Source organism: Streptomyces sp. NPDC002795 (genome assembly GCF_042888725.1).
Classification (GTDB): Bacteria; Actinomycetota; Actinomycetes; order Streptomycetales; family Streptomycetaceae; genus Streptomyces.
In genome coordinates this window covers 161,900-184,982 of record NZ_JBIAQB010000009.1, presented here as the reverse complement: position 1 = coordinate 184,982, position 23,083 = coordinate 161,900, and the positions used below count along the sequence as shown (strand labels likewise).

The window sequence follows — 23,083 nt, the reverse complement described above, 5'->3', positions numbered from 1 at the left end:
CTAAGCGGCGGGACCGGCGGGGACGCGGAGGGCGGCGAGCACCGGCAGATGGTCGGTGGCCGCCCTCAGCTCGTCCCGGTCCAGGAAGTCCGGCACCCCGCACCCCAGCACCTCGATGCCCTTGGTGGCGAGGATCGCGTCGATACGTTGGTGGGGATCGGCCGGCGTCGAGGTGTACTCGCCGCCCCAGGGCCGGGTCGCCCAGGCGTCGTTGAGTGTGCGGGCGAGGCGCCGGAAGGTGCGCCCGCCGGGCCGCTCGTTGAGATCCCCGCCCACGACGGCGTGCGCCACACCCATCCCGGCGACCTGGTCCAGGAGCATCCCGCCCTGCGCGTACCGCTCGTCCTTCTGCAGGCTCAGATGGCAGCTGACGACACCGAGCCGCGCGTCCCCGAACCGTACGACGGCCGTCGCGAAGCCGCGCCGGTGCAGGCCGGGAGTCAGCGGAAGCAGCACGTCCTCGGTGCGCTCGACGGTCGCGCGCAGGGAGCAGAGCAGCGCGGGACCTGCCGCGCTGCCGCCGCCGGAGAGGATCACCAGGTCGGATGCGCGGGCGAGCCGGGCGAGGTGCTTGCGCCAGCGGAAGAACCGGGGCGCCTCCTGGATCAGTACGAGATCCGGGGCGCAGGCCTTCATCACGCGGGCGAGGGCGACGGGGCTGTCGCGCATCGAGCGGATGTTGTAGCTGAGGACACGGATGACGGCCGAACCGTCCGATTCCGTAAGGGACTTGGGAAGTTCGGTGCGTTCTTCGGGGAGCGAGCCGGAGTCCATGACGATCAAGATACGCCGGTGCCCGCCGCCCCCACGGGGAACGACGGGCACCAGGTGCGGATGTACGTCACATGACGGGGTCGGGCTCCCGCGCGAGGTCGGCGGCGCCGACCATGCCCGCCTTGTTGCCCAGCTGGGCGGCGATCACGTCGGCGACCGGCCGCCAGTTCCCGCCGACCAGCCACCGCTTGTACGACTTACGGATGGGGTCGAGGACCAGCTCGCCCTCGTCCGACAGGCCGCCGCCGACGATGAACGCCGACGGGTCGAACAGCGAGGCCAGGTCGGCCAGGCCCGCGCCGGCCCAGCGGGCCAGCTCTCGGTACGAGTCGACGGCCACGGGGTCGCCCTCGCGGGCGGCGGTGGAGATGTGCTTGCCCTCGATGCCCTCGGGGCTGCCGTCGCCGAGGGAGAGCAGGTACGAGGCGTTCTCCGGCGTCGCGTTCGCCCGCTGCTTCGCGTAGCGGACGAGCGCGCGGCCCGACGCGTACTGCTCCCAGCAGCCCTGCGAACCGCAGCCGCACAGCAGGCCGTCCGGCACCATGCGGATGTGGCCGAACTCGGCGGCCACGCCGAAGTGGCCGCGGCGCAGCTTGTTGCCGATGATGACGCCGCCGCCGAGGCCGGTGCCCAGCGTGATGCAGATGACGTTGCGATGGCCCTTGCCCGCGCCGAACTTGTACTCGCCCCAGGCGGCCGCGTTCGCGTCGTTCTCGACGACCACGGGCAGCTTGACGCGCGCCTCGACCTTCTCCTTCAGCGGTTCCTGGCGCCAGTCGATGTTCGGCGCGAAGTACACGGTGGAACGCTGGCGGTTGACGTAACCGGCGGCACCGATCCCCACGCCCACGATCTCGTGTCCGGCCCTGGCACCTTCCACGGCCGAGGCGATCGCGTCGACGATCCCGTCAGGCGTGGAAGGCGTCGGCACCTTGAACGTGGAGAGGATGTTGCCGTCCTCGTCGACCACGCCGGCCGCGATCTTCGTGCCGCCGATATCGACGCCGATGGTGAGTCCCATGAATCCCTCAGTTCGGTCGAGCCCCGCTATGGCCCACCTTAACCGAGCAGGAGCCCGCCCCCCGGTTCAGTCCAGGTCGATGTGCTCCCCGCCGGGGCCGCCTTCGTCCTTCGGGTCCTTCGGGTCCTCGGCGTCCTTCGCGTCCCTCGGCGGGGCGGGCTCCTGGGTGCGCTGGGTCCAGCGGCTCTCCTGGCCCTCGACGGCGGAGCGGTAGGCGGCGAGCAGTTCGCTGCCCGCGGCGGCCAGGTGGTCGAACACGTCCGCGTTGCGGTCGATGACCGGCTCGATGACGGAGCGGGCCTGCCGTACGGCCTGCTTGGCGACCTGCTCCGCGGTGCCCTGGGCGACCGAACCGAGGAACGGTGCCTGCACGGACGAGAGCTTGTCGGTGACGGCATCGACGAGCTTCTTCAGCTCCTCGGCCGCGGAGCCGGGCGGCGGACCGTACTCGGCCCTGCGGCGGGCCCGCTCCTCCTCGAGATCCTCGGCGCACGCCTTCTCCCAGGCGTCGTCGTCGACCTGGGGGGTGGACTGCTCGGTGGCGTCGCTCATGACGGCTGACTCCTGCGGAGAGCTGGACCGGTTACCTCTTCGACGGTACCCGAACGGGTGCGCCCCGTTCATCGGGTCTGCGGCCACAGATTCGGGTCGGGGGCGAAACGGACCCTCAGCTCGCCGTCGACGAGTCCCGCGCCGGCCACGGTGCAGCGGCGGGGTGCCGAGGGCAGCGGGAGGATGCGGCGGTACGGGCCCGCGCCGACGACCAGTTCGTCGCCGCGCCGCACCAGGCTCAGCTCCTCGCGGACGGCTCCCGGCAGCGGTATCCGCCACACCAGGACGCCGTCCTCGCCGAGCCGGTCCTCCACGGGCCACGGGGTGCGGGGGCCCGGCACGGTCGCCGGCACCGGTACGTCCAGGTCTCCGGGGCGCGGGTCGCGGCCCAGGTGGGGCAGCTCGTGGGCGCCGGGCCACTCGGCGACGACCTTGCGCTGGCGGGCGGCGGCGTCGGCGAGCCACGGGTCGGTGGAGCCGTCGGGGAGCAGCCGGTTGGCGACGACCGACTCGACGTCGAGCCCGTGCAGGGCGAGTCCGGTACGGGTGGTGCGCAGGGTCTCGGCGGCGGCCCGGGTGGGCTCCGCGACGAGTCGTACGCGGGTGGTGCCGGCCTCGATCACGGCCTGCGCGGCGGCGAGTTCGGCGTCCCAGCGGGCGGCGGACTCGTACAGCCACTGCGCGGGCATCGGCACCCCGGCGAGCCGGCCGAGCACGGGGCGCAGGGCGCGCGCGGCCTGGCGCTCCGCGGGGAGCAGGCGGCGCAGGTAGCGGCGGAGCTGCTCGGGCAGGGCGAGCGTGTCGATCGCGCGGGGCGCGGGCGGCAGGTCGACGACGAGAAGGTCGTACGGGCCTTCGGCGCTGTCCCGCAGGGCGCGGAGCAGCGCGAGTTCCTCGCTGCCGGGGAGCGGTGTGACCTCGTCCGCGTCGAGCCGGGAGGCGCCGAGGAGTTCGAGGCCGGAGGCGGCGCGTTCCTGGAGGGCGAGGAGGTCGCGGCGGAAGTCGTCGGCCGGGGTGAGGCGGGCGACGTCGACGTCCGTCAGCTCGGCGACCGGGTCCGCGGTGATGAGCCTCGTACGCACCCCTTGCCGGGCGGCCCGTTGGGCGGTGGCGGCGGCGACGGTGGTGCGGCCGGCGCCGCCGGGGCCTGTGACGAGGAGGGTGCGCATGAGGTGTGAGGTTACCCGTGGTGGACGCCACGGGGCTCCGCCCCGGACCCCGCTGGCTCTCGTCCCAGAGCGGGGCTCTAACTACCCGACTCGACCCGCTTCTTCAGGCCCGCCAGGGCGCGGTCGATGATGACCTTCTCGGCCTTGCGCTTGATCATGCCGAGCATGGGGATCTTCACGTCGACCGTGAGGGAGTACGTGACCTCGGTACCGGCGCCCGCCGGCTTCAGCACGTACGAGCCGTCGAGGGAGCGCAGCATCTGGGACTTGACGAGGGTCCACGAGACCTCGTTCTCGCCGGCCCAGGTGTACTGGAGGGTCTGGTCGTCCTTGATCGCCCCGGCGTCCATGACGAGCCGGACCTGTTCGGCGCGGCCCGCCCCGTCCTCGGCGATGACCTCCGCCTCCTTCACCTCACCCGTCCAGTCGGGGTAGCGGGCGAAGTCGGCGATCACCCCCATGACATCGGCGGGTGCCGCCTCGATCGTGATGCTCGAGCTGGTGTGTTCCGCCATCGCCGTGGCTCCTCCGGATACCGTCTGGGTGCGCCGTGCCTGCCTGCGTGTGTGTCGCGTGAAGGCTATCGCGCGCATGCGCTCCTGCCGTCACCACTCCAGGGCCCACGGCCTGCCCGAGCCCGCGAAGTGCCCGACGTTCACGCATTCCGTGGCCCCGATCCGCATCCGCCGCGCGAGCGGCTGGTGGACGTGGCCGAAGAGCGAGTACCGGGGCCTGGTCCGGCGAATCGCCTCAAGGAGGGCGCGGCTGCCGCGCTCGAACCGCCGCGCCACGGTGTCGTAGACGAGGTCCGGGACCTCCGGCGGGATGTGTGTGCACAGTACGTCGACCTCGCCCACGGCCTCGATCTTCGCGGCGTACTCCTCGTCGTCGATCTCGTACGGCGTGCGCATGGGCGTGCGGAGCCCGCCGCCGACGAAGCCGAAGACCCGGCCGCCGATCTCGACGCGCTCCCCGTCGAGCACGGTCGTGCCGGGTGCGGCGTACTCGTGCCAGAGTTTCGGCATATCGACATTGCCGTAGGTCGCATACGTCGGTGTGGGGAACGCCGCGAACATCTCCGCGTACTGCTTCCGCACCGCTTTTTCGATCGCGGGCACGCGGTCTATGCCCGCCCACAGCTGCGCCCCGAAGGCGCGTGCCTCTTCGAAGCGGCGGGCCGTGCGCAGTTCGACGATGCGATCCGCGTTCTCGACCCCGAACAATTCGGGGAAAATGCCGCGCGCGTGATTTGCGTAATCAAGGAACAACACCAGGTCACCAAGGCAGATGACGGCATCGGCGCCGTCCCCGGCTCGTGCGAGGTCGGTGGAGTTTCCGTGCACATCGCTGACTACGTGTACGCGCATGGCGATCACCCTAGGACGATGGGTCCCAGAATGGGTAGAGGCCGTCGGACCTGCGGTTACTTCCGAGTCCTTCGACCTCTGGACTAAGGTGCGGGAACGGACGCGGCGACGTGTGACGCAGCGTACATCTGGTCCGACCCCCCTATCGAAGAAGCAGTACCGGTGGGTAACGTCCGGGCAGTCCGGTCGTGTTCAGTTCAAGCAATGAGTTCCGTCGAGTTGGCACGGGCAATTCATTGATGCACTGTGCACCTGCCCGATCTTGGACCGCACCGACGCATCACAGAAGAGTGGCGCCGGCGCCCTACGAGGAGCAGCAGTCTTGCGCGAGTTCAGCCTTCCCGCTTTGTACGAGGTCCCCGCGGACGGCAATCTGACCGACATCGTTCGCAGAAACGCCGCGCAGCATCCGGACGTCGCTGTGATCGGCCGAAAGGTCGGCGGCACGTGGCAGGACATCACGTCCGTCCAGTTCCTCGCCGAGGTGCGCGCGGCCGCCAAGGGGCTCATCGCGTCCGGCGTACAGGCCGGCGACCGCATCGCGCTCATGTCGCGCACGCGCTACGAGTGGACGCTGCTCGACTTCGCGATCTGGAGCGCGGGCGCGATCACCGTTCCGGTCTACGAGACGAGCTCGCCCGAGCAGATCCAGTGGATCCTCGGCGACTCGGGAGCGGTCGGCATCCTCGTCGAGCTGGACACGCACGCCGCGGCCGTCGCCTCCGTGCGCGACCAGCTGCCCGAGCTGCGGGACGTCTGGCAGATCGAGGGCGGGGGCCTCGACGAGCTGTACCGCGTCGGCGCCGAGCTCTCCGACGGGATGGTCGACGACCGCAGCGCCATCGCGAAGGCCGACGACCCGGCGACCATCGTCTACACCTCGGGCACCACCGGACGCCCCAAGGGCTGTGTCCTCACGCACCGCAGCTTCTTCGCGGAGTGCGGCAACATCGTGGCGCGCCTCGGCCCCCTGTTCCGTACGGGCGAGTGCTCCGTGCTGCTCTTCCTGCCGGTGGCGCACGTCTTCGGCCGGCTGGTCGAGGTCGCCTCGCTGATGGCCCCGATCAAGCTGGGCCACGCCCCCGACATCAAGCAGCTCACCGATGAACTGGCCGCGTTCAGGCCTACGTTGATCCTGGGCGTGCCGCGCGTCTTCGAGAAGGTCTACAACTCGGCGCGGGCCAAGGCGCAGGCCGACGGCAAGGGCAAGATCTTCGACAAGGCCGCCGACACGGCGATCGAGTACAGCCGCGCGCTCGACACCCCGGGCGGCCCGTCGTTCGCCCTGAAGCTCAAGTACAAGACGTTCGACAAGCTCGTCTACGGGAAGCTGCGCGCCGTCCTCGGCGGGCGCGGCGAGTACGCGATCTCGGGCGGCGCGCCGCTCGGCGAGCGGCTCGGCCACTTCTTCCGCGGCATCGGCTTCACGGTTCTTGAGGGCTACGGCCTCACCGAGTCCTGCGCGGCGACGGCGTTCAACCCGTGGGACCGCCAGAAGATCGGCACGGTGGGCCAGCCGCTGCCGGGGTCCGTGGTCCGGATCGCCGACGACGGCGAGGTGCTGCTGCACGGCGAGCACCTCTTCACCGGCTACTGGAACAACCAGGGCGCCACCGAGGAGGCGCTGGCCGACGGCTGGTTCCACACCGGTGACATCGGCACCCTCGACGAGGACGGCTACCTGCGGATCACCGGTCGCAAGAAGGAGATCATCGTGACGGCGGGCGGCAAGAACGTCGCCCCCGCGGTGATCGAGGACCGGATCCGGTCGCACGCGCTCGTCGCGGAGTGCATGGTCGTCGGCGATGGCCGCCCCTTCGTGGGCGCGCTCGTCACCATCGACGAGGAGTTCCTCGGCAAGTGGGCCGCGGACCACGACAAGCCGACGGGCTCGACGGTGGCCTCGCTCCAGCACGACCCCGACCTGCTGGCGACGGTCCAGGCGGCCGTGGACGACGGCAACGCGGCGGTGTCCAAGGCGGAGTCGGTGCGCAAGTTCCGGATCCTCGGGGCCCAGTTCACCGAGGAGTCGGGGCACTTGACGCCTTCGCTGAAGCTGAAGCGGAATGTTGTGGCGAAGGATTATGCGGATGAGGTCGAGGCGATTTACCGCGGTTAGCGGTAGCGGGTGGGATCCGCTGCGGCACGTGGTTGCGCGTTGCGGCGGATGCCCCCCTCACGCCTCGGGGCTCCGCCCCGGACCCCGCGCCTCAATCGCCGGCGGGGCTGATCTTGCCGAACACGCCTCGGGGCTCCGCCCCGGACCCCGCGCCTCAAACGCCGGCGGGGCTGGATGGGCGATCTCCCCCGCTCAGCTCCCACCCACCCGCCCCCTCCGGGGGCGTCGGCCTCGCGGGGTGCCGCCACCCCGCCTTGGGCAATCTGCCGCCTTGGGCGGCAGGGTGGGCAAGGCGGCGCCCCGGTGCCGCGCAACAGCACGTGGGGCCCGGCCCCGGCACCGGTTGCGGCAGCCCCCGGTGCCGCGCAACGAGAACGGGCGGCGCCGGCCCCCCGCACCTGTTACAACAAGCCCCGCAACCGCTCCGCCAACAAATCCCAGCGCCACTTCTCCTCGACCCAAGCACGGCCCCGTTCCCCCATCCGGCGGCGGAGTTCCGGGTCCTGGAGGAGCGTGATGACGCGGTCCGCGGACTCCGATTCGGAGCCGCCGCGGACGACCCAGCCCGTCTCCCCGTCGAGCACCGCATCCGGCGCGCCGCCGGAGTCGCCGGAGACGACCGGGAGCCCGGTCGCGGAGGCCTCCAGGTAGACGATGCCGAGCCCCTCCACGTCGAGCCCACCCCGCCGCGTACGGCACGGCATCGCGAAGACGTCCCCCGCCCCGTAGTGCGCGGGCAGCTCCTCCCACGGCACGGATCCCGTGAAGCGCACGGAGTCCGCGACGCCGGTCTCCAGCGCCAGCTTGCGCAGCTCCTTCTCGTACGGGCCACCGCCCACGATCAGCAGCACCGCGTCCGGCACGGCCGCGAGGATCTTCGGCATGGCGAGGATCAAGGTGTCCTGGCCCTTGCGGGGGACCAGCCGCGAGACACACACCACCACCGGCCGGTCGGTCAGGCCGAGGCGGGCCCGCACCACGTCCCCGCCCGAACCCGGGTGGAACGTCTTCTCGTCGACCCCCGGCGGGAGCTGCTCCATCCGCCCCGCCGCCGCAGGCGTGAGCGCCGCCGCGATGCGCGAGCGCGTGTACTCACCGAGGTACGTGATCGTGTCCGTGCCCTCGCCGATCCGCCGCAACAGCTGCCGGGACGCGGGGAGTTGGGCCCAGCCCGCCTCGTGCCCGTGCGTCGTCGCGACCAGGCGCTCGGCGCCGGCCCTGCGCAGCGCGGGCGCCATCAGGCCGAGCGGCGCCGCCGCCCCGAACCACACCGACGTACAGCCGTGCGCCCGCAGCAGACCGGCGGCGCGCCGGGTCACGCGCGGGGTCGGCAGCAGCATCGTCGTGTTGTCGCGCACCACGGTGAACGGCTGCTCGGCGTCGAAGGCGGCCGTGGCCTCGATGCCCTCACGGCTGCGCTTCCACGTCGAGGCGTAGACGACGAGCCGCTCCGGGTCCAGGCGCAGCGCCATATTGTGCAGGAACGCCTGGATCCCACCGGGGCGCGGCGGGAAGTCGTTGGTCACGAGCAGAGTCTTCGGTGTCTGGCGCATCACCGCCGACAGTACCGAACGCGTCCGGCGGGGGCCGCCGCGCCGCGGGGGTCCATGGCCAGGCCACAGGCCTTCCCGGCATCATGTCTCGAATGAAGACGCGAACCCCCGCCTGGCTCCTGGTCACCTGGGTACTGACCCGGGCGCTGCTCCTGCTGTGCGTCTTCAAGGTCATCGTGGTCCCGGGCCCCGACGTCACCAGCGACGTCCACGTGATCTACCACGGCTGGTTCGACGTGCTGCGCACAGGAACGTTCCCGCTGGACGATGTGACGTGGCAGTACCCGCCGGCCGCCGCGATGGCGATCCTCTCCCCCGCGCTGCTGCCCTTCCTGTCGTACGCCTCCGCGTTCTTCCTGCTCGCGTTCCTGGCGGACGCCGTCGTCCTGCTGATGCTCCTCTACGTCTCCGAACGGCGGGGCGGGTCGCGGCGCGGCGCCTGGGTGTGGGTCGTCGGGCTGCCGCTGCTCGGACAGACCGTCTACGCGCGCTACGACGTGATGGTGACGGGCATCGCGATCGCGGCGCTGCTCGCGGCGGCACGGCATCCGCGGGCCGCGGGCGTCTTCGCGGCGATCGGCGCGGTGATCAAGGTGTGGCCCGCGCTGCTGCTGCTCGGCACCCGGCGCGGCCGGGCCACCCGGCAGACCTGGGGCGCGGCGATCCTGACGGCGGCCGGGCTGCTCGTCGCCTTCACGGTCGCGATGCCGGGCGCGCTCGCCTTCCTCACGTTCCAGAAGGATCGCGGCACCGAGGTGGAGTCCCTCGGCTCGCTGGTCTTCCACGTGGCCCGCCAGTTCGGCTGGGACGGCACGGTGCAGCTGAACTACGGCTCGGTGGAGTTCCTCGGCCCGTACGTGGACGTGGTGAGCACGCTGGCGCAGGTGCTCACGGCGCTCGCGTTCGGCTGGCTGCTGCTGTGGCGGTTCAAGGCGCGGGCCTGGCAGTCCTCGACGCTCGCCGACGCGGGCCTGACGGCGGTGCTGCTGTTCACGACGACGAGCCGGGTGATCAGCCCGCAGTACATGGTGTGGCTGGTGGGCGTGGCCGCCGTCTGCCTGCTGTTCCGTGACAGCCGGATGACGCTGCCGGTGTGGCTCGTGCTCGCGGCGACCTTCGTGACGTTCCTGGAGTTCCCGCTGTACTTCGGGAACGTGGTGGCCAGCGACCCGCTCGGCGTCACCCTCCTCTTCGTACGCAACGGCCTGCTGGTCGTGGCCTCCCTCAGCGCCTGCCGCCGACTGTGGCGCGCCACGGTGACCGAACCCCGCCGCGCCGAACACGAGTCCGCACCCGCACAGACCCCGCACAACGACACGCTCACCGCCCGCTAGGAGCCCAGTTCCGAGCGCACGTACTCCCGCCATCGCGCCACGAACTCCTGCTCGTCGATGCCGAGGGCCTGCCGCAGTGCGCCGTCGACGGCCCCGGCGCGCTCCTTGTGGCCGCCGACCGCCGTGTAGAAGGCGTTGAGCTTCGCCTCGCCCCAACGGTCCGCGATCATCCGGCAGGCCAGCCAGCCGCTCTCGTACGCGCGCGCGAGCTTGGCGGAGTCGCCGGAGAAGCCGAAGTCCGCGTCGTCGGGGAGTCCCGCGAGCGTCGCGCCCTGCTGGACCGTGCGGCGCAGCTCGGGCGCCGCCTGGCCCGGTGTCCGGTCGCTCTCGCGGTAGCCCGCCCAGTCCGCGTACCCCTCGGAGAGCCACAGCGGGGTCGCGGCGGACGTCGCGCGGCGGGTGGCGACGTGGGCGGTCTCGTGGGTGAGGACGACCTGCTTGCCGACCTCGCCGAGCACGCCGTACGCCTCGGGGTTGAGGATCACCCGGTCCGCGGGCGCCGTCCGGGGGCTGCCCACCTCGCCCGTCGTGACGGCCGCGATCCCCTGGTAGCCGGCGGCGGGCGCGCCCAGCAACTGGCCCATCTCGTCGAGCGATCCGGGCACCAGGACGACGACCCGGCGCGCCCAGTCATCGCCCCAGGCGCGCCGCACCGAGGGCACGGCCTCGTCGGCGAGCTTCGCGTACGAGCGCAGTTCGGAGCGTGGTTTGCCGACGCCGAGCACCAGGCTGTGCGCGCCCTTCACCGTGGTCACCGGGCCCTGCTCCCACAGCTGCTCGCCCGCCTTCTTCCCGGGCCGGTCCCCGGTGACGTACCAGCCGTCGTCGCCGTGGCCGAGCGTCAGCCTGCGCTCGGCGACCACGGGCGCCTTGTCGTAGCCGTCGACGCGGTAGCGCAGTTCGGCGGTGGCGGTGGCGCGGGTCCCGGAGCGCTGCAGGTGGGTGAGCTTGTACTGCCAGGAGTCGAGCGGGACCTCGGAGAGGTCGTCGAGCAGGCCTGGATCGGCGCTGCCCGTCGACCGGTACGCGGGCCCGTCCCCGGTCACGACGGCATGCGCCCGCTGGTCGAGAACCCGCTGCACGGCCGACGCGTCCGCGCCCTTCGGCCCGTCGTCCCCGCCGCACCCGGAGAGCGCGGAAAGCCCGACGAGCAGGGCGCTCAGTGCCACCGCACTCCCCGCCCTGCCCACCGCGCGCCGTCGACCAGCCATCTTTCAGATCGTACGGCGAAGTCCCACGGGAGGCGTCAGACGCGGGTCACGGAGGAGACGGGCATCATGCCGACCGGGTCGTAGCGCACGGGGGCGCCCGGGTGCGGCGCGTGGATCACCTGGCCGTTGCCCGCGTAGATGCCGATGTGGTGGGCGTCCGAGCCGTACGCCACGAGGTCGCCGGGCTGCGCCTGGGAGACCGGGACCTGGCGGCCCGCGTACCGCTGCGCCTGCGAGGTGCGCGGCAGGCCGACGCCCGCCTGCCCGTACGACCACTGCATCAGGCCCGAGCAGTCGAAGCCGGAGGGTCCTGTCGCGCCCCAGACGTACGGCTTGCCGAGCGCCGATTTGGCGGCGGCGAGCGCGGCGCCCGCGCGGGCGGAGGCGGCGGCACCCGCACCGGCCAGGTCGGGGCGGAGCTCGCCGCGCGAGGCCCGGTCGTACGCGGCCCGCTCCCGGTTCGGCATCGCGTTGAGCAGCTGCCGAGCCTTGGCCAGCTTCTTCTCCACGGTGTGCTTGTGCTGCCGGACGGCCTTGCGGCTGGCCTCCAGCTCGATGAGCTCGGCGCCCGCCTCGGCCCTGCGCTGGTCCAGATCGCGCTGGGCGCCCCGCAGTTCGACCAGATCGCCCGCGTGCCGGGCACCGATCCGGTCGAGCGTGCCGGCCTTGTCGAGGTAGCCGTCGGGGTCGGAGGAGAGCATCAGGGCGAGCGCGGGGTCCATGCCGCCCGACCGGTACTGGGCGCCGGCCACGACGCCGAGCGCGCGCCGCATCGCGTTGATCCGCTCCTGCCCGCGGGCCACCTGGTCCTGGGTGTCGGCGAGTTCCGCGCGGAGCTTGTCCGCGCGCTCGTCGGCCCGGTTGAACGCCTCGGTGGCCTTCTCGGCCTGCTCGTACAGGCGGTCCACCGCGGCCTTGCCCGCGGCGGGCCTGTCCTGCGGCGCGGCGCCCGCGGGGGCCGCGCCGAGGGCCGCCGCGGCGGAGGCGGCGGCCACGGTCAGAACCGTCGCACGCGTACTCCGGTCGAGGCCCGAGTGCCGAGCATGCGAGATACGGCGATGAGAACCCACGGGTAGCCGCTCCCCCTTCCGCTGACGGACCCCCGTGATCGGGGGAATGCGCGCCGACAGTAGTCGGGCGGCTACCGCCTGACCAAAGACCGTTCAGGGGGCACGCAGCGCGGCGCCCCGCCTATGACGCAGGTCACGGGCGGGGCGCGGGGGTCAGCGCGGGTTCCTCGAATTCGCCCGAACGGGCGCGTTTCCAGGGCACGTTGAGCGGTCGAGCAGAGGGTCGGTCAGATGCGGCGGGCGGTCTGGTAGGGACCGACCGTGTCCATCGACTCGTAGCGCACGCTGGCACCGGGCTTCGGGGCGTGCAGCACCTGGTTGTTGCCCGCGTAGAGGCCCACGTGCGCGGTGTTGTTGAAGAAGACCAGGTCGCCGGGCTTGAGCTGGCTCCTGGCCACCTCGCTGCCCTCACCGATCTGCGTGTACGTGGTCCGGGTTATGGAGACGCCGGCCTGATTGTACGCCCACTGGGTCAGACCCGAGCAGTCGTAGGAGTTGGGACCCGAGCCGCCGGAGACGTACGGCTTGCCGATCTGGGTGGCGGCCGCGGACAGGGCGGCGGAGGCGCGACCCGAGGCGGGCACAGCGTTGCCGAGGTCGACGCGGCCCGCGGCGTCGCGGCTGGCGCGCTCGTCCGCGGCCGCCATCTTGGCGCGCTGCTCGGCGGTCAGGGTGTTGAGCAGCTTGCGGGCCTCCGCGAGCTTCTCCTGGACCTGGTCCTTCTTCTTGCCGAGCTCGGTGCGGGTGTCGGCGAGGTCCTTGAGCTTCTGGGAGGCCTCGGCGCGCTCCTGGGCGAGCGTGCGCTGCTTCTCCTGGACCTTCTTGAGCGACTCGAGCTGCTGGGCGCTGAGCGAGTCGAGCGTGGACGCCTTGTCGAGATAGCTGTCCGGGTCGGAGGAGAGGAAGAGCTGGACCGAGGGGTCGATGCCGCCGGAGCGGTACTGCTGGCCCGCGAGCGTGCCGAGGCCGGAGCGCAGCTCGTTCAGGTCGCCCTGGCCGCGGGCGACCTTGTCCTGGAGATCGCCGATCTCCGACTCGAGCTTCTTCTGCTTCTCCTTGGCCCCGTTGTAGTGGTCGGTCGCCACACCGGCCTCTTCGTAGAGCTTGTCGACCTTGGCCTTGACTTCGCTCTTGCTGGGCTTCGGTGCTGCGTTGGCGGCCTGAGAGGTGAGGGCCACGGCAGCGGCGGCGGTCGCGGTGAGCACGGTCACGCGAGTGCGGCTCGACTGCTTGGGTCGACGGTGGGACGCCACGAAGGCGAGCTCCTTCTTCCTCCAGCCGCCTACCGATGTGCCGGCGGGCGGTGTCCCTCCACCGTCACCCCTTATAGGTGATCACCCGAGCGGAGGTTCGAGCCGACCCTAGTGACCTCTTCGTGATCAGTTCAAATCCCTCAGAGAAAAAACTCAGTCACTCGCTGCATTCTTTGCACTCAACTCACATGCAGTGATGTCCGCTTGACGCTACGTTGCGTGAAGGTTTCGCCAATTCGGGCATTCGACACGGATGTTGCGCGTGTGACATAGGTAACTCGGGGCCCCTTTTGGGGGAACCTCAGCCGTGCGAGAGCCGCTTCAGGAGCACCACGGAGGCGACAGGGCGCGCCCCCGCCTTCGCGATGCCGTCCGCGACCTCCCGGTCGGTCGACACGACGATGACCGGACGCCCCGACGGCTCGGCGCGCACGAGCTGACGGATCAGCTCGTCCGCCGTGACCCCCGGCTTGGAGAACAGCACGCGCACCCCGCGCGGTGGCGCGAGCAGTACGGGCGCGGCGAGTTCGGCCCCGTCGAAGACGCACGTCACCTCGGCCCCGGTCTGCGCCGCGAGCTGCGACAGGGAGCCGAGCAGGCGCAGCCGCTGCTTCTCCAGGGGCATCGTCGGATACCCGGTCTTCGTGACGTTGTACCCGTCGACGACGAGGTGGGCCTGCGGCAGCGCCAGCAACTGGTCGAGGATCGCCGGGTCGTGCTCGTGCAGGGCGCGCGCCGCGATGTCCTTCGGCGTCATCCGGCCCGGCTCGACGGCGTCCACGGAGTCGGCGGGCCGCGAGGACACCGGCGGCAGCGCGAGCTCCCTTCGCAGCCCCTGCGCCGCGTCCAGGACCGTGTCGAGCAGCAGCCGCACCCGCATGTCCTCGATGCTGCGCCCCTCGCGGGCCGCCCGGCGGGAGGACTCCAGGGCCGACTCCGCCTCGCCGAGCCGCGACTTGAGCCGGCGCGTCTCGCTCTCCGCGGCGGACACCTGGGCCTGCCCCTCGGCGCGCACCGCGTCGGTCTCGGCCTTCGCCTTGCGCACGGCGGCCTCGCCGCGCTTCACGTCACTGAGCGCGGCCCGCAGCTTGCGCTCCGAGGAGCCGGCCTCGCGCTTGGCGGCGTCGAGCTCGGCACGCAGCCGCTCCGTCTCGGTCCTGGTGTGCGTCCGGGCCTCGGCCAGCTCGGCGCGCAGCCGCTCCAGTTCGGCGCGGGTCTCGTCGTCGGCCCGCTCGGCGTCGGCCCGCTGGGCGTCCTCGCCCGCCGCGGCGACGAGCTTCACCCAGCCGACGGGCCGCAGCACATAGGCGGCCGCCGCCACATCCAGCGGATCGGCCGCGGGCGGCGGGGAGCCCGCCTCCAGGGCGGCGGCCAGCTCGGGCTGCGCGTCCCGCAGGCGCTCCGCGATCCGCTGCCGGAACACCGGTTCGCCCTCCAGGGCCGCGGCCATGGCGTTGCCGGCGAACTTCACCCGACGGGTGGGGGTGAACCGGGCATACTGCCGCAATTGAGGCGGGAGTTCACCTACCGTCAGACCGCCGAAGCCGTCCGACGCGATCTGCACGACCCGTCGCCGTACCCCCTCGGGCAGCGGACGGTCGAGCACCTCGGCGGCGCCGCCCTCCCCGGCCTCCCCGCCTGTGCTCTCCACCATCCGTCACCCCAATGTCGCTGTGGAGCCGCTCCTCAGGAGTCGGCGCCCGGCCTGTCCACCAGTTCCACCTGATCCACCGCGTTGCACCAGCGGCAGCGCACCGACTCGATGGTCTCACTGACCACCTCGCGCTCCTCCACCTTCGGGTCACCGGCCAGGTCCAGATGGACGTACTCGACGACCTTCGAGGACCGCGTGACGTCGAAGCGCGTCAGATTGCCGCACAACGTGCAGCGCCAGCGAGTGGTGGCGGTCGGCAGGGGAACCGTCATCGGGTGGTGCCTTCTTCCGGATGCATACGGATTGCGTGGTGCTGCTTTATTGCCCGTAACCCTACGGCCTGCCGTACGCCGCCCGCTCCCCGCCTTGCGTCATGCTCTCTCCATGATCGGCAATGGGCGCTCCGCGATCGACAGGCTGACCGCATTCCTCAGAGGTCACCCGGCCCCGGTCACGTACGGCATCATCGCGGTCTGCTGTGTGGTCTTCGTGCTCTCCCCCGCCTCGGGCCTGAACCCGGGCTACGGCACAGGGGACCAGCTGCTCGCCGCGCAGAGCGCCTACTTCGAGCGCTGGGGCGTGGTCCCGGACGAGCTGTTCGGCGGTTCGGCGCGGGCCCTGCTCACCCCGCTCACGGCCCTGTTCGTGCACGGCAGTTGGCTGCATCTGCTGGGCAACATGCTCTTCCTCTATGTGTTCGGGGCCATGGTCGAGGAACACATGGGCCGCCTCTCCTACGCGCTGTTCTATGGGGTCAGCGGCTATCTGGCGCTGCTCGGGTACACGGTCGCGCACGCCGATTCCGACCAGAGCCTGGTCGGCGCGTCCGGGGCGATCTCGGCGGTCCTCGGCGCGTTCCTCTACCTGTTCCCCGAAGCCCGCGTGACGAGCCTCTTCCCCTTTCTCCTCTTCCTGCCACTGCGGTTTCCCGCGTGGGTGGTGCTGCCGTTCTGGGTGACGCTGCAGTGGGTGGCGGCGGGGCAGGACAGCCAGGGTCCCGGGGTGGCGTATCTGGCGCACCTGGTCGGGTTCTCGGTCGGGTTCGTCTGGGCGTGGGTCCGGTATCGGACCCGGGCTAAGGTTGAGGCGACCCATGCGACGGCCACCGAGGGAGACAGCCAGCCGTGATCACCGCGATCGTGCTCATCAAGACCAGCGTGGACCGGATCCCCGAGATCGCCGAGTCGATCGCGGCTCTGGAAAACGTGAGCGAGGTCTTCTCCGTCACCGGTACCTACGACCTGATCGCCATGGTCCGGGTCGCCCGCCACGACGATCTGGCGGACGTCATCCCCGGGAAGATCAGCAAGATCCAGGGCGTCGAGGGCACGGACACGCACGTCGCGTTCCGTACGTACTCGCAGCACGACCTGGAGGCGGCGTTCGCGATCGGCCTCGACGCGTAGCGCCCTCCGCTGCGGCTGTATGAAGGTTTCTTCATCCGCAGCTCATCAGGACGACCGGGTACGCCGCCGACCGTGGCTGCCATGGCCTTCTCCCACCGCATGGCGGCCCTCGCCGCGGTCGTCGCGATCCCGCTCGGCATCGCGGCGACCAGCTACGCCCTGACCGACAGCCCGGATCCCCCGAAGTCGCCGCCGAAGGTGCAGCTGGAAAGCGGCTCACCCTCACCGCGCCCGACGCCCAGTGACGAGACGGTGTCCCCGCCACCGGTGAGCGAGAATCCCTCAGCCGATGACAGCACGCCCAGCGCAGACGACTCGGACGACGACGGCAACGACGGAGCGGACGACCGCGGCGGCCAAGGCGACGACGGCGCCGACGACGGGCCCGGCGACGACGGCTGAGTCCGCGCACCGGTGGGTCTCCGCCCGCGTCCGCATCCTGCTGTGGCTGCTCGTCGTGATGGCGGTGGCGCTCAGCGCGGTGGCCACCACCACCCGCTCGGTGCTGCTGCGCGATGTGGACCACCGCGTGGACCGGCTGCTCGCGCAGGAGACCGGCGAGTTCGCCAACTTCGTACGCAGGGGCGTCGATCCGCGCAGCGGCAAGCGGTTCACCGACCCGGACCCGCTGCTCAAGCTGCATCTGGAACGGCAGTACGCCGACCCGGACGAGGAGCTGCTCGGCCTGGTCGACCGCGGCTCGGGCCGCACCCCCGCCAAGAAGCAGCAGTCACGGGCGCCGGACGTCGACCACGCGCTCGCCCAGGACCCGGCGGGCCTGCGCGCCATTTTCGGCTCCCCCGACGCCACCGGCGCCCTGGACCGCCCCGGCGGCGTGATCCGCTGGTCGAAGGTGGAGATCGGGGCGGGCGAGGGCCGGCCCGCGGCGGCGTTCGTCGTCGCGTTCCACCCGGAGCGCGAACAGGCCAAGGCGGAGGGCGTCTTCCACATGCTGCTCGCCATCTCCGGGGTGGCGCTGCTGATGACGACGGGCATCGGCTGGGCGGTCGCGGGCCGCATCCTGCGCCCCGTCCGCCTCGTGCGCACGACGGCCGCGCAGCTCACCGAGCAGGACCTCACCCGGCGCATCCCCGTGCAGGGCAGGGACGACATCGCGGCGCTCGCCGAGACGTTCAACGGGATGCTCGACCGCCTGGAGCGGGCGTTCGCGGCGCAGCGCGAGTTCGTCGACGACGCGGGCCATGAACTGCGTACGCCCATCACCATCGTCCGCGGCCATCTGGAACTGATGGGCGAAGAGCCGCGCGAGCGCGAGGAGACGGTGCGGATCGTTATGGAGGAGCTGGACCGGATGAGCCGCATCGTCGAGGACCTGCTGCTTCTCGCGAAGGCCGAACGCCCGGACTTCGTGACGCCGGAGCCGGTGCAGCTCGCCGAGCTGACCGCCGATGTCTTCGTCAAGGCCAGGGCACTCGGCGACCGGGACTGGAAGCTGGCTGAAGTCGCGGACACCGAGGCCGAGTTGGATTCGCAGAGGATCACTCAGGCGATGGTCCAGCTCGCGCAGAACGCGGTGCAGCACACGGTCCCCGGCCAGCGCATAGGCATCGGCTCGCGGCTCGTGCGCGACCGGGTCGAGCGCGAGCGCGTCGAGCTGTACGTCGCCGATGCCGGGCCCGGTGTCACGGACCAGGACGCCGCGGTGATCTTCGAGCGGTTCCGGCGCGGCACCGCGCGGCGCGGCTCGCGCGGCACCGGCGCCGGGCTCGGCCTCGCCATCGTCCAGGCCATCGCCCAGGGACACGGCGGCCACGCCGAACTGGGCCGCACCGAAGGCGGCGGGGCCACCTTCACCCTCGTACTCAACCGGACGGAACAGAGATGAACCGCATCCTGATCGTGGAGGACGAGGAACGCATCGCCTCCTTCGTGGAGAAGGGGCTGCGCGCCGGCGGCTTCACGACGACGGTCGTCGGGGACGGCGACTCCGCCCACGACTACGCCCTGACCGGCGGCTTCGACCTGATCGTCCTGGACATCGGGCTGCCGGGCCGGGACGGTTTCACGGTCCTGCGCCAACTGCGCGAGGCACGCGTCACGACGCCCGTGATCGTGCTGACCGCGCGCGACTCGGTGCGGGACACGGTGGCGGGCCTGGAGGGCGGCGCCGACGACTGGATGACCAAGCCGTTCCGCTTCGAGGAACTCCTCGCGCGGGTCAGGCTCCGCCTGCGCACCGCCTCCGGCACGCCTGAGGTGACGATGCTCGGCGGCGGCGACCTCACGCTGGACCTGCGCACGCGCCGGGCCCGTGCGGAGGGGCGGACGGTGGACCTGACGGCCCGTGAGTTCGTACTCCTGGAACTGTTCCTGCGCCACCCCGGACAGGTCCTCTCGCGCGAGCAGATCCTCTCCCACGTATGGGGATACGACTTCGATCCGGGCTCCAACATCGTCGACGTATACGTGCGGGCGCTGCGCAAGAAGCTGGGCGCGCGGCACGTGGAGACGGTGCGCGGGATGGGGTACCGGTTGCCGGGATGACCTGCGGCCCGGCGGGTGAAGTTCCTTTCATTTACCGCTCATTGGAGGCTCACGGCGCCGCACCACGCTGAACGGCGTGACCCTGAACCTCCGCAACGCCACGACCCTGTGCATCGCCCTCAGCATCTGCGCGCTGCTCGTGGTCCCCGGCAACTTCCCCGGCCTGACCGGCGACGCCCGGCTGACGCTCGCCGTGTTCGCCCTGGCGACCTGCGCGTGGGTCGGCACGTCGATCGACGACACGTACATCGCGCTCGGCGCGGGTCTGGCGCTCACGGCCACGGGCGTGATCAGCAGCGAGACCCTGTTCAGCACGCTGGGCGACGAGACGGTGTGGCTGCTGATCTGCGCGTTCGTGCTCGCCGCCGCCGTGGCCCGCAGCGGGCTCGCGGGCCGGGCGGCGGCGTTCCTGGTCAGCGGGGCGCGCGGCGTACGGCAGTTGACGCATCTGACGACGGCGGCGCTCGTCGTCACCGCCTTCGCGGTCCCGGCCACGTCGGGGCGCGCGGCGCTCGCGCTGCCCGTCTTCCTGGCCCTCGCGAAGGTGCTGGCCGACCGGCGCCGGCTCGTCGTGATGCTGGCCCTCCTCTTCCCCACGGTCATCCTGCTCTCCGCCGTCGCGACGCTGATCGGCGCGGGCGCGCACCTCATCACGGTGTCCGTGCTGTGGGAGGCGACGGGCGAGCGGATCGGCTTCACGCAGTGGCTGCTGCTCGGGCTCCCCCTCGCGGTCGCCTCGTCCCATCTGGCGGCGGAGGCCGTCCTGTTGACGACGACGCGGCGCGAGGACCGCAAGGGCCCGGTGCGGATCACGCTCGACGACCTCCAGGAGCACAGCGAGCAGCCGGTCACAGGACCCTGGGAGCCGGCCGAGACCCGCTGCGCGCTGCTCCTCGCCACGGTCGTCGCCCTGTGGTGCAGCGAGCCGCTGCACCAGGTCCCGCCCGCCGTCGTCGCGCTGATCGGCGCGGTGGTCGCGGCCTCGCCCGCGCTGGGCACCGTACGGCTGAAGGACGCGCTCGGTACGGTCCCGTGGTCGCTGCTCCTGTTCATGGCGGCGACGATGGCGATGGGTGTCGCGCTCGCCGAGTCCGGCGCGGCGAAGTGGCTGGTCGGCGGGGTGCCGCTGGACGTGCCGCCGTGGCTGTTCCTGGCCGTGGTGATCGCGGTGAGCACGGCCGCCCACCTGATCCTCCAGTCCCGCTCGGCCCGCTCCTCCGTGCTCGTACCGCTCGTCGTGGCGGCGGCCGTCGGCGCGGGTGTCAACCCGGTCGCCGCCGCCCTCGCCTCCACCGCCGCCGCGGGCTTCTGCCACACGCTGCCCGCGTCCGCGAAGCCGGTGACGCTGTTCGCCCAGATACCCGGCGTACCCACCTACACCCCGCGCGACCTGCTCCGCCTGTCCGCCGTCCTCGCCCCGATGACGGCCGCGGTCGTCCTGCTGTGCGCGCTCACGCTGTGGCCGCTGCTCGGCGTACCCGTCCGTTGAAGCCGAACCCACCCTGGAGACCCACGTGTTGAGCCATTTCACCATCGCCCCCAGCGGCTTCAAGGAGTCCCTGTCCGCGGGCGCCGCCGCCGAGGCCATCGCCGCGGGCGTACGCCGCGTGGTCCCGGACGCCGAGACCGACCTCATCCCCCTCGTGGACGGCGGCGAGGGCACGGCCCGCGCGCTGGCCGCACAGGCCGGGGGCCGTCTGGTCGCGCTCCCGGCCACGGGCCCGGTCGGCCAGCGCGTCGGCACCCACTTCGCGCTGCTCCCCGACGGCACCGCGGTCGTCGAGATGGCGGCCGTCGCCGGGCTCTCCCTCGTCCCGCGCGAGCTGCGCGACCCGGGCACCACGACGACGTACGGCGTCGGCGAGCTGATCCGCGCGGCGCTCGACGCGGGCGCCCACCGCATTCTGGTGGGCTGCGGCGACTCCGGCACGTCGGACGGCGGCGCGGGCGCGCTGCAAGCGCTAGGCGCCCGCCTTCTCGACGCGTACGACATGCAACTCCCGCTGGGTGGAAGGGAGTTGGCGCACCTGCACCGCATCGACCCGGCCGGCCTCGATCCCCGTCTGAAGGACACCGAGATCCGGGTGGCGTGCAATCCGTTCAACGTGCTGTGCGGCGAACGCGGCGTCGCCCGCGTCTTCGGCCCGCAGAAGGGCGCGACGCCCACGCAGGTCGAACAGCTGGCGGCCGGCCTGGAGCACTGGGCGCACGTCCTGACACGCGATCTGGACGTACGTACCGACCTGTTCACCGGCCGGGGCACCGGCGCCTCCGGCGGGCTCGGCGCCGGCCTCGCCGCACTCGGCGCCCAGCTCCTCCCCCGCTTCGACGTCCTCCTCGACCACCTCGACCTCGACGCCCGCCTGGCCCGCGCCGACCTGGTCGTCACCGCCGAGGGCGCCCTCGACCACCAGACACCGCGCGGCAAGGTCCCCGCCGAAGTGGCCCGCCGCGCCAAGCGGTTCGGGCGCCCGGTGCTCGCCCTCGCGGGCACCATCGGAGAGGGCGCGCACACGGTGACGGCCACCGGCGTCGACGCCTACAGCTCGATCCTGCCCGCCCCGGTGACGCTCGCCGAAGCGCTGGGCCGGGGCGGCGAGTTCCTCACGGACGCCACCGAGCGGGCCCTGCGCATGATCCTGCTGGGCAGCCGGCTGCCTCGGTCATCGCCTCAGACGTTGGTGGTGTCCGGCACGCAGCGCCCGTCCTCCGTGCGGTAGTTCCAGCGCGCGCCCTCCCGCACGAGCTCCTTCACGGCGGACACGAACCGCTCCACGTGCTCGTCGGGCGTCCCGGCGCCGAAGCTGACGCGGATGGCGTTGAGCGACTTCTCGCCCGGCGCGGCCTCCGGCGCGCCGCACTCGCCCTGCTGCTGCGGGTCGGAGCCGAGCAGCGTGCGCACCAGCGGGTGGGCGCAGAACAGGCCGTCGCGCACCCCGATGCCGTACTCGGCGGAGAGCGCGGCGGCGAAGTGCGAGGAGTTCCAGCCGTCGACGACGAACGACAGCACGCCCACGCGCGGCGCGTCGTCCCCGAACAGCGACAGCACCTTCACCTCGGGCACCTCGGCGAGCCCCTCCTGGACCTCGCGGATCAGGTGCTGCTCGCGGGCGACGAGCTGGTCGAACCCGGCCTCGGTCAGCGCCTTGCAGGCGGAGGCGATGGAGTACACACCGATGACGTTCGGCGAACCGGCCTCGTGGCGGGCGGCGGTGGCGTGCCACTCGACGTCCACGCCGCCGTCCGCGCGCCGCGCGACCTTCTTGGACGCGCCGCCGCCCGCGAGGTACGGCTCGGCCCGCGTCAGCCAGTCGGAGCGGCCCGCGAGCACACCGGAGCCGAACGGGGCGTACAGCTTGTGCCCGGAGAAGGCGACCCAGTCGACGTCCAACTCCTGGACGGAGACCGGGTGATGGGGCGCGAGCTGCGCGGCGTCGAGCACGATGCGGGCACCGTGCGCGTGAGCGGCCGCCGCGAGCTCGCGCACCGGCCAGAGCTCACCGGTGACGTTGGAGGCACCGGTGACACAGACGAGGGCGGGGCCGTACGGGTCACGGTCGGCGAGGGCACGCTCCAGGGTGGCGACGGCCTCGCCGGGCGTACGAGGGGCGTTGAGGTACGTGACCCGCGCGTCGCGCCACGGCAGCAGCGAGGCGTGGTGCTCGGTCTCGAAGACGAACACCTCGCAGTCGGCGGGCAGCGCGGCGGCGAGCAGGTTGAGCGAGTCGGTGGTCGACCGGGTGAAGACGACCTGGTCGTCCTCGCGGCAGCCGAGGAACTCGGCGACGGCGACCCGGGAGTTCTCGAACAGGTCGGTGGACAGCTGCGACAGGTACCCGGCGCCGCGGTGCACGCTCCCGTAGTACGGCGCGTAGGCGGCGACGTCGTCCCACACCCGCTGCAGGGCGGGCGCGCTGGCCGCGTAGTCGAGGGCGGCGTACGTGACCTCGCCACCGGTGACGAGCGGCACGGTGACGTCCCGGCCGAGGACGGCCAGCGGGGCGATGGTCTCGGTACAGGCGGCGGCGTCGACGGAAACAGACATGCGTGAACTCCCTGGCGAGGTAAGCGAATTGACCATGCGGGAGCGCGACG

At 72.0% G+C, this 23,083-nt stretch carries 22 protein-coding genes; 9 read left to right on the top strand and 13 right to left on the bottom strand.

What is annotated here, in order from left to right; translation table 11 throughout:
• The 6 genes from ACFYWS_RS27065 to ACFYWS_RS27040 all read right to left on the bottom strand — a co-directional run bounded on the left by ACFYWS_RS27065 (position 1) and on the right by ACFYWS_RS27040 (position 4,883).
• Complete coding sequence (locus ACFYWS_RS27065; protein ID WP_389280718.1) at positions 1–774, bottom strand: endonuclease/exonuclease/phosphatase family protein; 774 nt, start codon at positions 772–774, stop codon at positions 1–3.
• 67 nt (positions 775–841) lie between these two features.
• Positions 842–1,795 (bottom strand): ROK family glucokinase, encoded by a 954-nt coding sequence (locus ACFYWS_RS27060; protein WP_326014105.1) that lies wholly within the window; start codon positions 1,793–1,795, stop codon positions 842–844.
• Positions 1,796–1,861: 66 nt separating this feature from the next.
• Positions 1,862–2,347 (bottom strand): DUF5304 domain-containing protein, encoded by a 486-nt coding sequence (locus ACFYWS_RS27055; protein WP_389280717.1) that lies wholly within the window; start codon positions 2,345–2,347, stop codon positions 1,862–1,864.
• 68 nt (positions 2,348–2,415) lie between these two features.
• Entirely contained in the window at positions 2,416–3,516 is a 1,101-nt protein-coding gene (locus ACFYWS_RS27050) for an ArsA family ATPase (RefSeq protein ID WP_389280716.1), read from the bottom strand.
• Between the two features lie 77 nt (positions 3,517–3,593).
• Positions 3,594–4,031 (bottom strand): SRPBCC family protein, encoded by a 438-nt coding sequence (locus ACFYWS_RS27045; protein ID WP_326014102.1) that lies wholly within the window; start codon positions 4,029–4,031, stop codon positions 3,594–3,596.
• Positions 4,032–4,121: 90 nt separating this feature from the next.
• Positions 4,122–4,883 carry a metallophosphoesterase gene (locus tag ACFYWS_RS27040; RefSeq protein ID WP_389280715.1) on the bottom strand — a complete coding sequence of 254 codons (762 nt, stop codon included), beginning with the start codon at positions 4,881–4,883 and terminating at the stop codon, positions 4,122–4,124.
• A 322-nt stretch (positions 4,884–5,205) separates the two neighbouring features.
• Between ACFYWS_RS27040 and ACFYWS_RS27035 the strand changes: the two genes are divergently transcribed.
• Positions 5,206–7,002: an AMP-dependent synthetase/ligase gene (locus tag ACFYWS_RS27035; protein ID WP_389280714.1), complete on the top strand. Its 1,797-nt coding sequence runs from the start codon at positions 5,206–5,208 to the stop codon at positions 7,000–7,002.
• A 401-nt stretch (positions 7,003–7,403) separates the two neighbouring features.
• Here the strand turns inward: ACFYWS_RS27035 and ACFYWS_RS27030 are convergent, their stop codons facing one another.
• Positions 7,404–8,555, bottom strand: a complete 1,152-nt coding sequence (locus ACFYWS_RS27030) for a glycosyltransferase family 4 protein (protein WP_389280713.1) — start codon at positions 8,553–8,555, stop codon at positions 7,404–7,406.
• A 92-nt stretch (positions 8,556–8,647) separates the two neighbouring features.
• On the opposite strand from ACFYWS_RS27030, the gene ACFYWS_RS27025 reads away from it, so the two are divergent.
• Complete coding sequence (locus tag ACFYWS_RS27025; protein WP_389280712.1) at positions 8,648–9,889, top strand: glycosyltransferase 87 family protein; 1,242 nt, start codon at positions 8,648–8,650, stop codon at positions 9,887–9,889.
• On the opposite strand, the gene ACFYWS_RS27020 is transcribed toward ACFYWS_RS27025, so the two are convergent.
• From ACFYWS_RS27020 to ACFYWS_RS27000, 5 genes are all read right to left on the bottom strand, one after another.
• Positions 9,886–11,100: a hypothetical protein gene (locus tag ACFYWS_RS27020; protein ID WP_389280711.1), complete on the bottom strand. Its 1,215-nt coding sequence runs from the start codon at positions 11,098–11,100 to the stop codon at positions 9,886–9,888. The two genes, ACFYWS_RS27025 and ACFYWS_RS27020, sit on opposite strands and share 4 nt — an antisense overlap.
• A gap of 35 nt (positions 11,101–11,135) precedes the next feature.
• The gene (locus tag ACFYWS_RS27015; protein ID WP_389280710.1) at positions 11,136–12,170 is read right to left on the bottom strand and encodes an NlpC/P60 family protein; all 1,035 of its coding nucleotides are present in this window, start codon (positions 12,168–12,170) and stop codon (positions 11,136–11,138) included.
• A 227-nt stretch (positions 12,171–12,397) separates the two neighbouring features.
• Positions 12,398–13,423: an NlpC/P60 family protein gene (locus ACFYWS_RS27010; protein ID WP_389280709.1), complete on the bottom strand. Its 1,026-nt coding sequence runs from the start codon at positions 13,421–13,423 to the stop codon at positions 12,398–12,400.
• Between the two features lie 301 nt (positions 13,424–13,724).
• Positions 13,725–15,077 (bottom strand): NYN domain-containing protein, encoded by a 1,353-nt coding sequence (locus ACFYWS_RS27005; RefSeq protein WP_389280708.1) that lies wholly within the window; start codon positions 15,075–15,077, stop codon positions 13,725–13,727.
• Between the two features lie 32 nt (positions 15,078–15,109).
• Entirely contained in the window at positions 15,110–15,349 is a 240-nt protein-coding gene (locus ACFYWS_RS27000; protein ID WP_389280707.1) for a hypothetical protein, read from the bottom strand.
• A gap of 112 nt (positions 15,350–15,461) precedes the next feature.
• Here ACFYWS_RS27000 and ACFYWS_RS26995 point away from each other — a divergent pair, with 112 nt between their 5' ends.
• The 7 genes from ACFYWS_RS26995 to ACFYWS_RS26965 all read left to right on the top strand — a co-directional run bounded on the left by ACFYWS_RS26995 (position 15,462) and on the right by ACFYWS_RS26965 (position 21,708).
• Positions 15,462–16,205 (top strand): rhomboid family intramembrane serine protease, encoded by a 744-nt coding sequence (locus ACFYWS_RS26995; RefSeq protein WP_389280706.1) that lies wholly within the window; start codon positions 15,462–15,464, stop codon positions 16,203–16,205.
• Positions 16,202–16,483, top strand: a complete 282-nt coding sequence (locus ACFYWS_RS26990) for an Lrp/AsnC family transcriptional regulator (RefSeq protein WP_389280705.1) — start codon at positions 16,202–16,204, stop codon at positions 16,481–16,483. Before ACFYWS_RS26995 ends, ACFYWS_RS26990 begins: the two co-directional genes overlap by 4 nt.
• An 81-nt stretch (positions 16,484–16,564) precedes the next feature.
• Positions 16,565–16,885 carry a small secreted hydrophilic protein gene (locus ACFYWS_RS26985; RefSeq protein ID WP_389280704.1) on the top strand — a complete coding sequence of 107 codons (321 nt, stop codon included), beginning with the start codon at positions 16,565–16,567 and terminating at the stop codon, positions 16,883–16,885.
• Positions 16,773–18,329 carry an ATP-binding protein gene (locus tag ACFYWS_RS26980; protein WP_389280703.1) on the top strand — a complete coding sequence of 519 codons (1,557 nt, stop codon included), beginning with the start codon at positions 16,773–16,775 and terminating at the stop codon, positions 18,327–18,329. Before ACFYWS_RS26985 ends, ACFYWS_RS26980 begins: the two co-directional genes overlap by 113 nt.
• Positions 18,326–18,988: a response regulator transcription factor gene (locus tag ACFYWS_RS26975; RefSeq protein WP_389280702.1), complete on the top strand. Its 663-nt coding sequence runs from the start codon at positions 18,326–18,328 to the stop codon at positions 18,986–18,988. Before ACFYWS_RS26980 ends, ACFYWS_RS26975 begins: the two co-directional genes overlap by 4 nt.
• 76 nt (positions 18,989–19,064) lie before the next feature.
• Entirely contained in the window at positions 19,065–20,477 is a 1,413-nt protein-coding gene (locus ACFYWS_RS26970; RefSeq protein WP_389280701.1) for an SLC13 family permease, read from the top strand.
• A 25-nt stretch (positions 20,478–20,502) separates the two neighbouring features.
• Positions 20,503–21,708 (top strand): glycerate kinase, encoded by a 1,206-nt coding sequence (locus tag ACFYWS_RS26965; RefSeq protein ID WP_389280700.1) that lies wholly within the window; start codon positions 20,503–20,505, stop codon positions 21,706–21,708.
• On the opposite strand, the gene ACFYWS_RS26960 is transcribed toward ACFYWS_RS26965, so the two are convergent.
• Positions 21,660–23,033 (bottom strand): aminotransferase class V-fold PLP-dependent enzyme, encoded by a 1,374-nt coding sequence (locus ACFYWS_RS26960; RefSeq protein WP_389280699.1) that lies wholly within the window; start codon positions 23,031–23,033, stop codon positions 21,660–21,662. The two genes, ACFYWS_RS26965 and ACFYWS_RS26960, sit on opposite strands and share 49 nt — an antisense overlap.
• Positions 23,034–23,083: the final 50 nt, after the last annotated feature.

What these genes read in the sequence shown, in the direction of transcription:
- ACFYWS_RS27065 (WP_389280718.1), bottom strand. Translation starts at nt 774, where the DNA reads ATGGACTCCGGCTCGCTCCCCGAAGAACGCACCGAACTTCCCAAGTCC.
- ACFYWS_RS27060 (WP_326014105.1), bottom strand. Translation starts at nt 1,795, where the DNA reads ATGGGACTCACCATCGGCGTCGATATCGGCGGCACGAAGATCGCGGCC.
- ACFYWS_RS27055 (WP_389280717.1), bottom strand. Translation starts at nt 2,347, where the DNA reads ATGAGCGACGCCACCGAGCAGTCCACCCCCCAGGTCGACGACGACGCC.
- ACFYWS_RS27050 (WP_389280716.1), bottom strand. Translation starts at nt 3,516, where the DNA reads ATGCGCACCCTCCTCGTCACAGGCCCCGGCGGCGCCGGCCGCACCACC.
- ACFYWS_RS27045 (WP_326014102.1), bottom strand. Translation starts at nt 4,031, where the DNA reads ATGGCGGAACACACCAGCTCGAGCATCACGATCGAGGCGGCACCCGCC.
- ACFYWS_RS27040 (WP_389280715.1), bottom strand. Translation starts at nt 4,883, where the DNA reads ATGCGCGTACACGTAGTCAGCGATGTGCACGGAAACTCCACCGACCTC.
- ACFYWS_RS27030 (WP_389280713.1), bottom strand. Translation starts at nt 8,555, where the DNA reads ATGCGCCAGACACCGAAGACTCTGCTCGTGACCAACGACTTCCCGCCG.
- ACFYWS_RS27025 (WP_389280712.1), top strand. Translation starts at nt 8,648, where the DNA reads ATGAAGACGCGAACCCCCGCCTGGCTCCTGGTCACCTGGGTACTGACC.
- ACFYWS_RS27020 (WP_389280711.1), bottom strand. Translation starts at nt 11,100, where the DNA reads ATGGCTGGTCGACGGCGCGCGGTGGGCAGGGCGGGGAGTGCGGTGGCA.
- ACFYWS_RS27005 (WP_389280708.1), bottom strand. Translation starts at nt 15,077, where the DNA reads ATGGTGGAGAGCACAGGCGGGGAGGCCGGGGAGGGCGGCGCCGCCGAG.
- ACFYWS_RS27000 (WP_389280707.1), bottom strand. Translation starts at nt 15,349, where the DNA reads ATGACGGTTCCCCTGCCGACCGCCACCACTCGCTGGCGCTGCACGTTG.
- ACFYWS_RS26995 (WP_389280706.1), top strand. Translation starts at nt 15,462, where the DNA reads ATGATCGGCAATGGGCGCTCCGCGATCGACAGGCTGACCGCATTCCTC.
- ACFYWS_RS26985 (WP_389280704.1), top strand. Translation starts at nt 16,565, where the DNA reads ATGGCCTTCTCCCACCGCATGGCGGCCCTCGCCGCGGTCGTCGCGATC.
- ACFYWS_RS26980 (WP_389280703.1), top strand. Translation starts at nt 16,773, where the DNA reads ATGACAGCACGCCCAGCGCAGACGACTCGGACGACGACGGCAACGACG.
- ACFYWS_RS26975 (WP_389280702.1), top strand. Translation starts at nt 18,326, where the DNA reads ATGAACCGCATCCTGATCGTGGAGGACGAGGAACGCATCGCCTCCTTC.
- ACFYWS_RS26960 (WP_389280699.1), bottom strand. Translation starts at nt 23,033, where the DNA reads ATGTCTGTTTCCGTCGACGCCGCCGCCTGTACCGAGACCATCGCCCCG.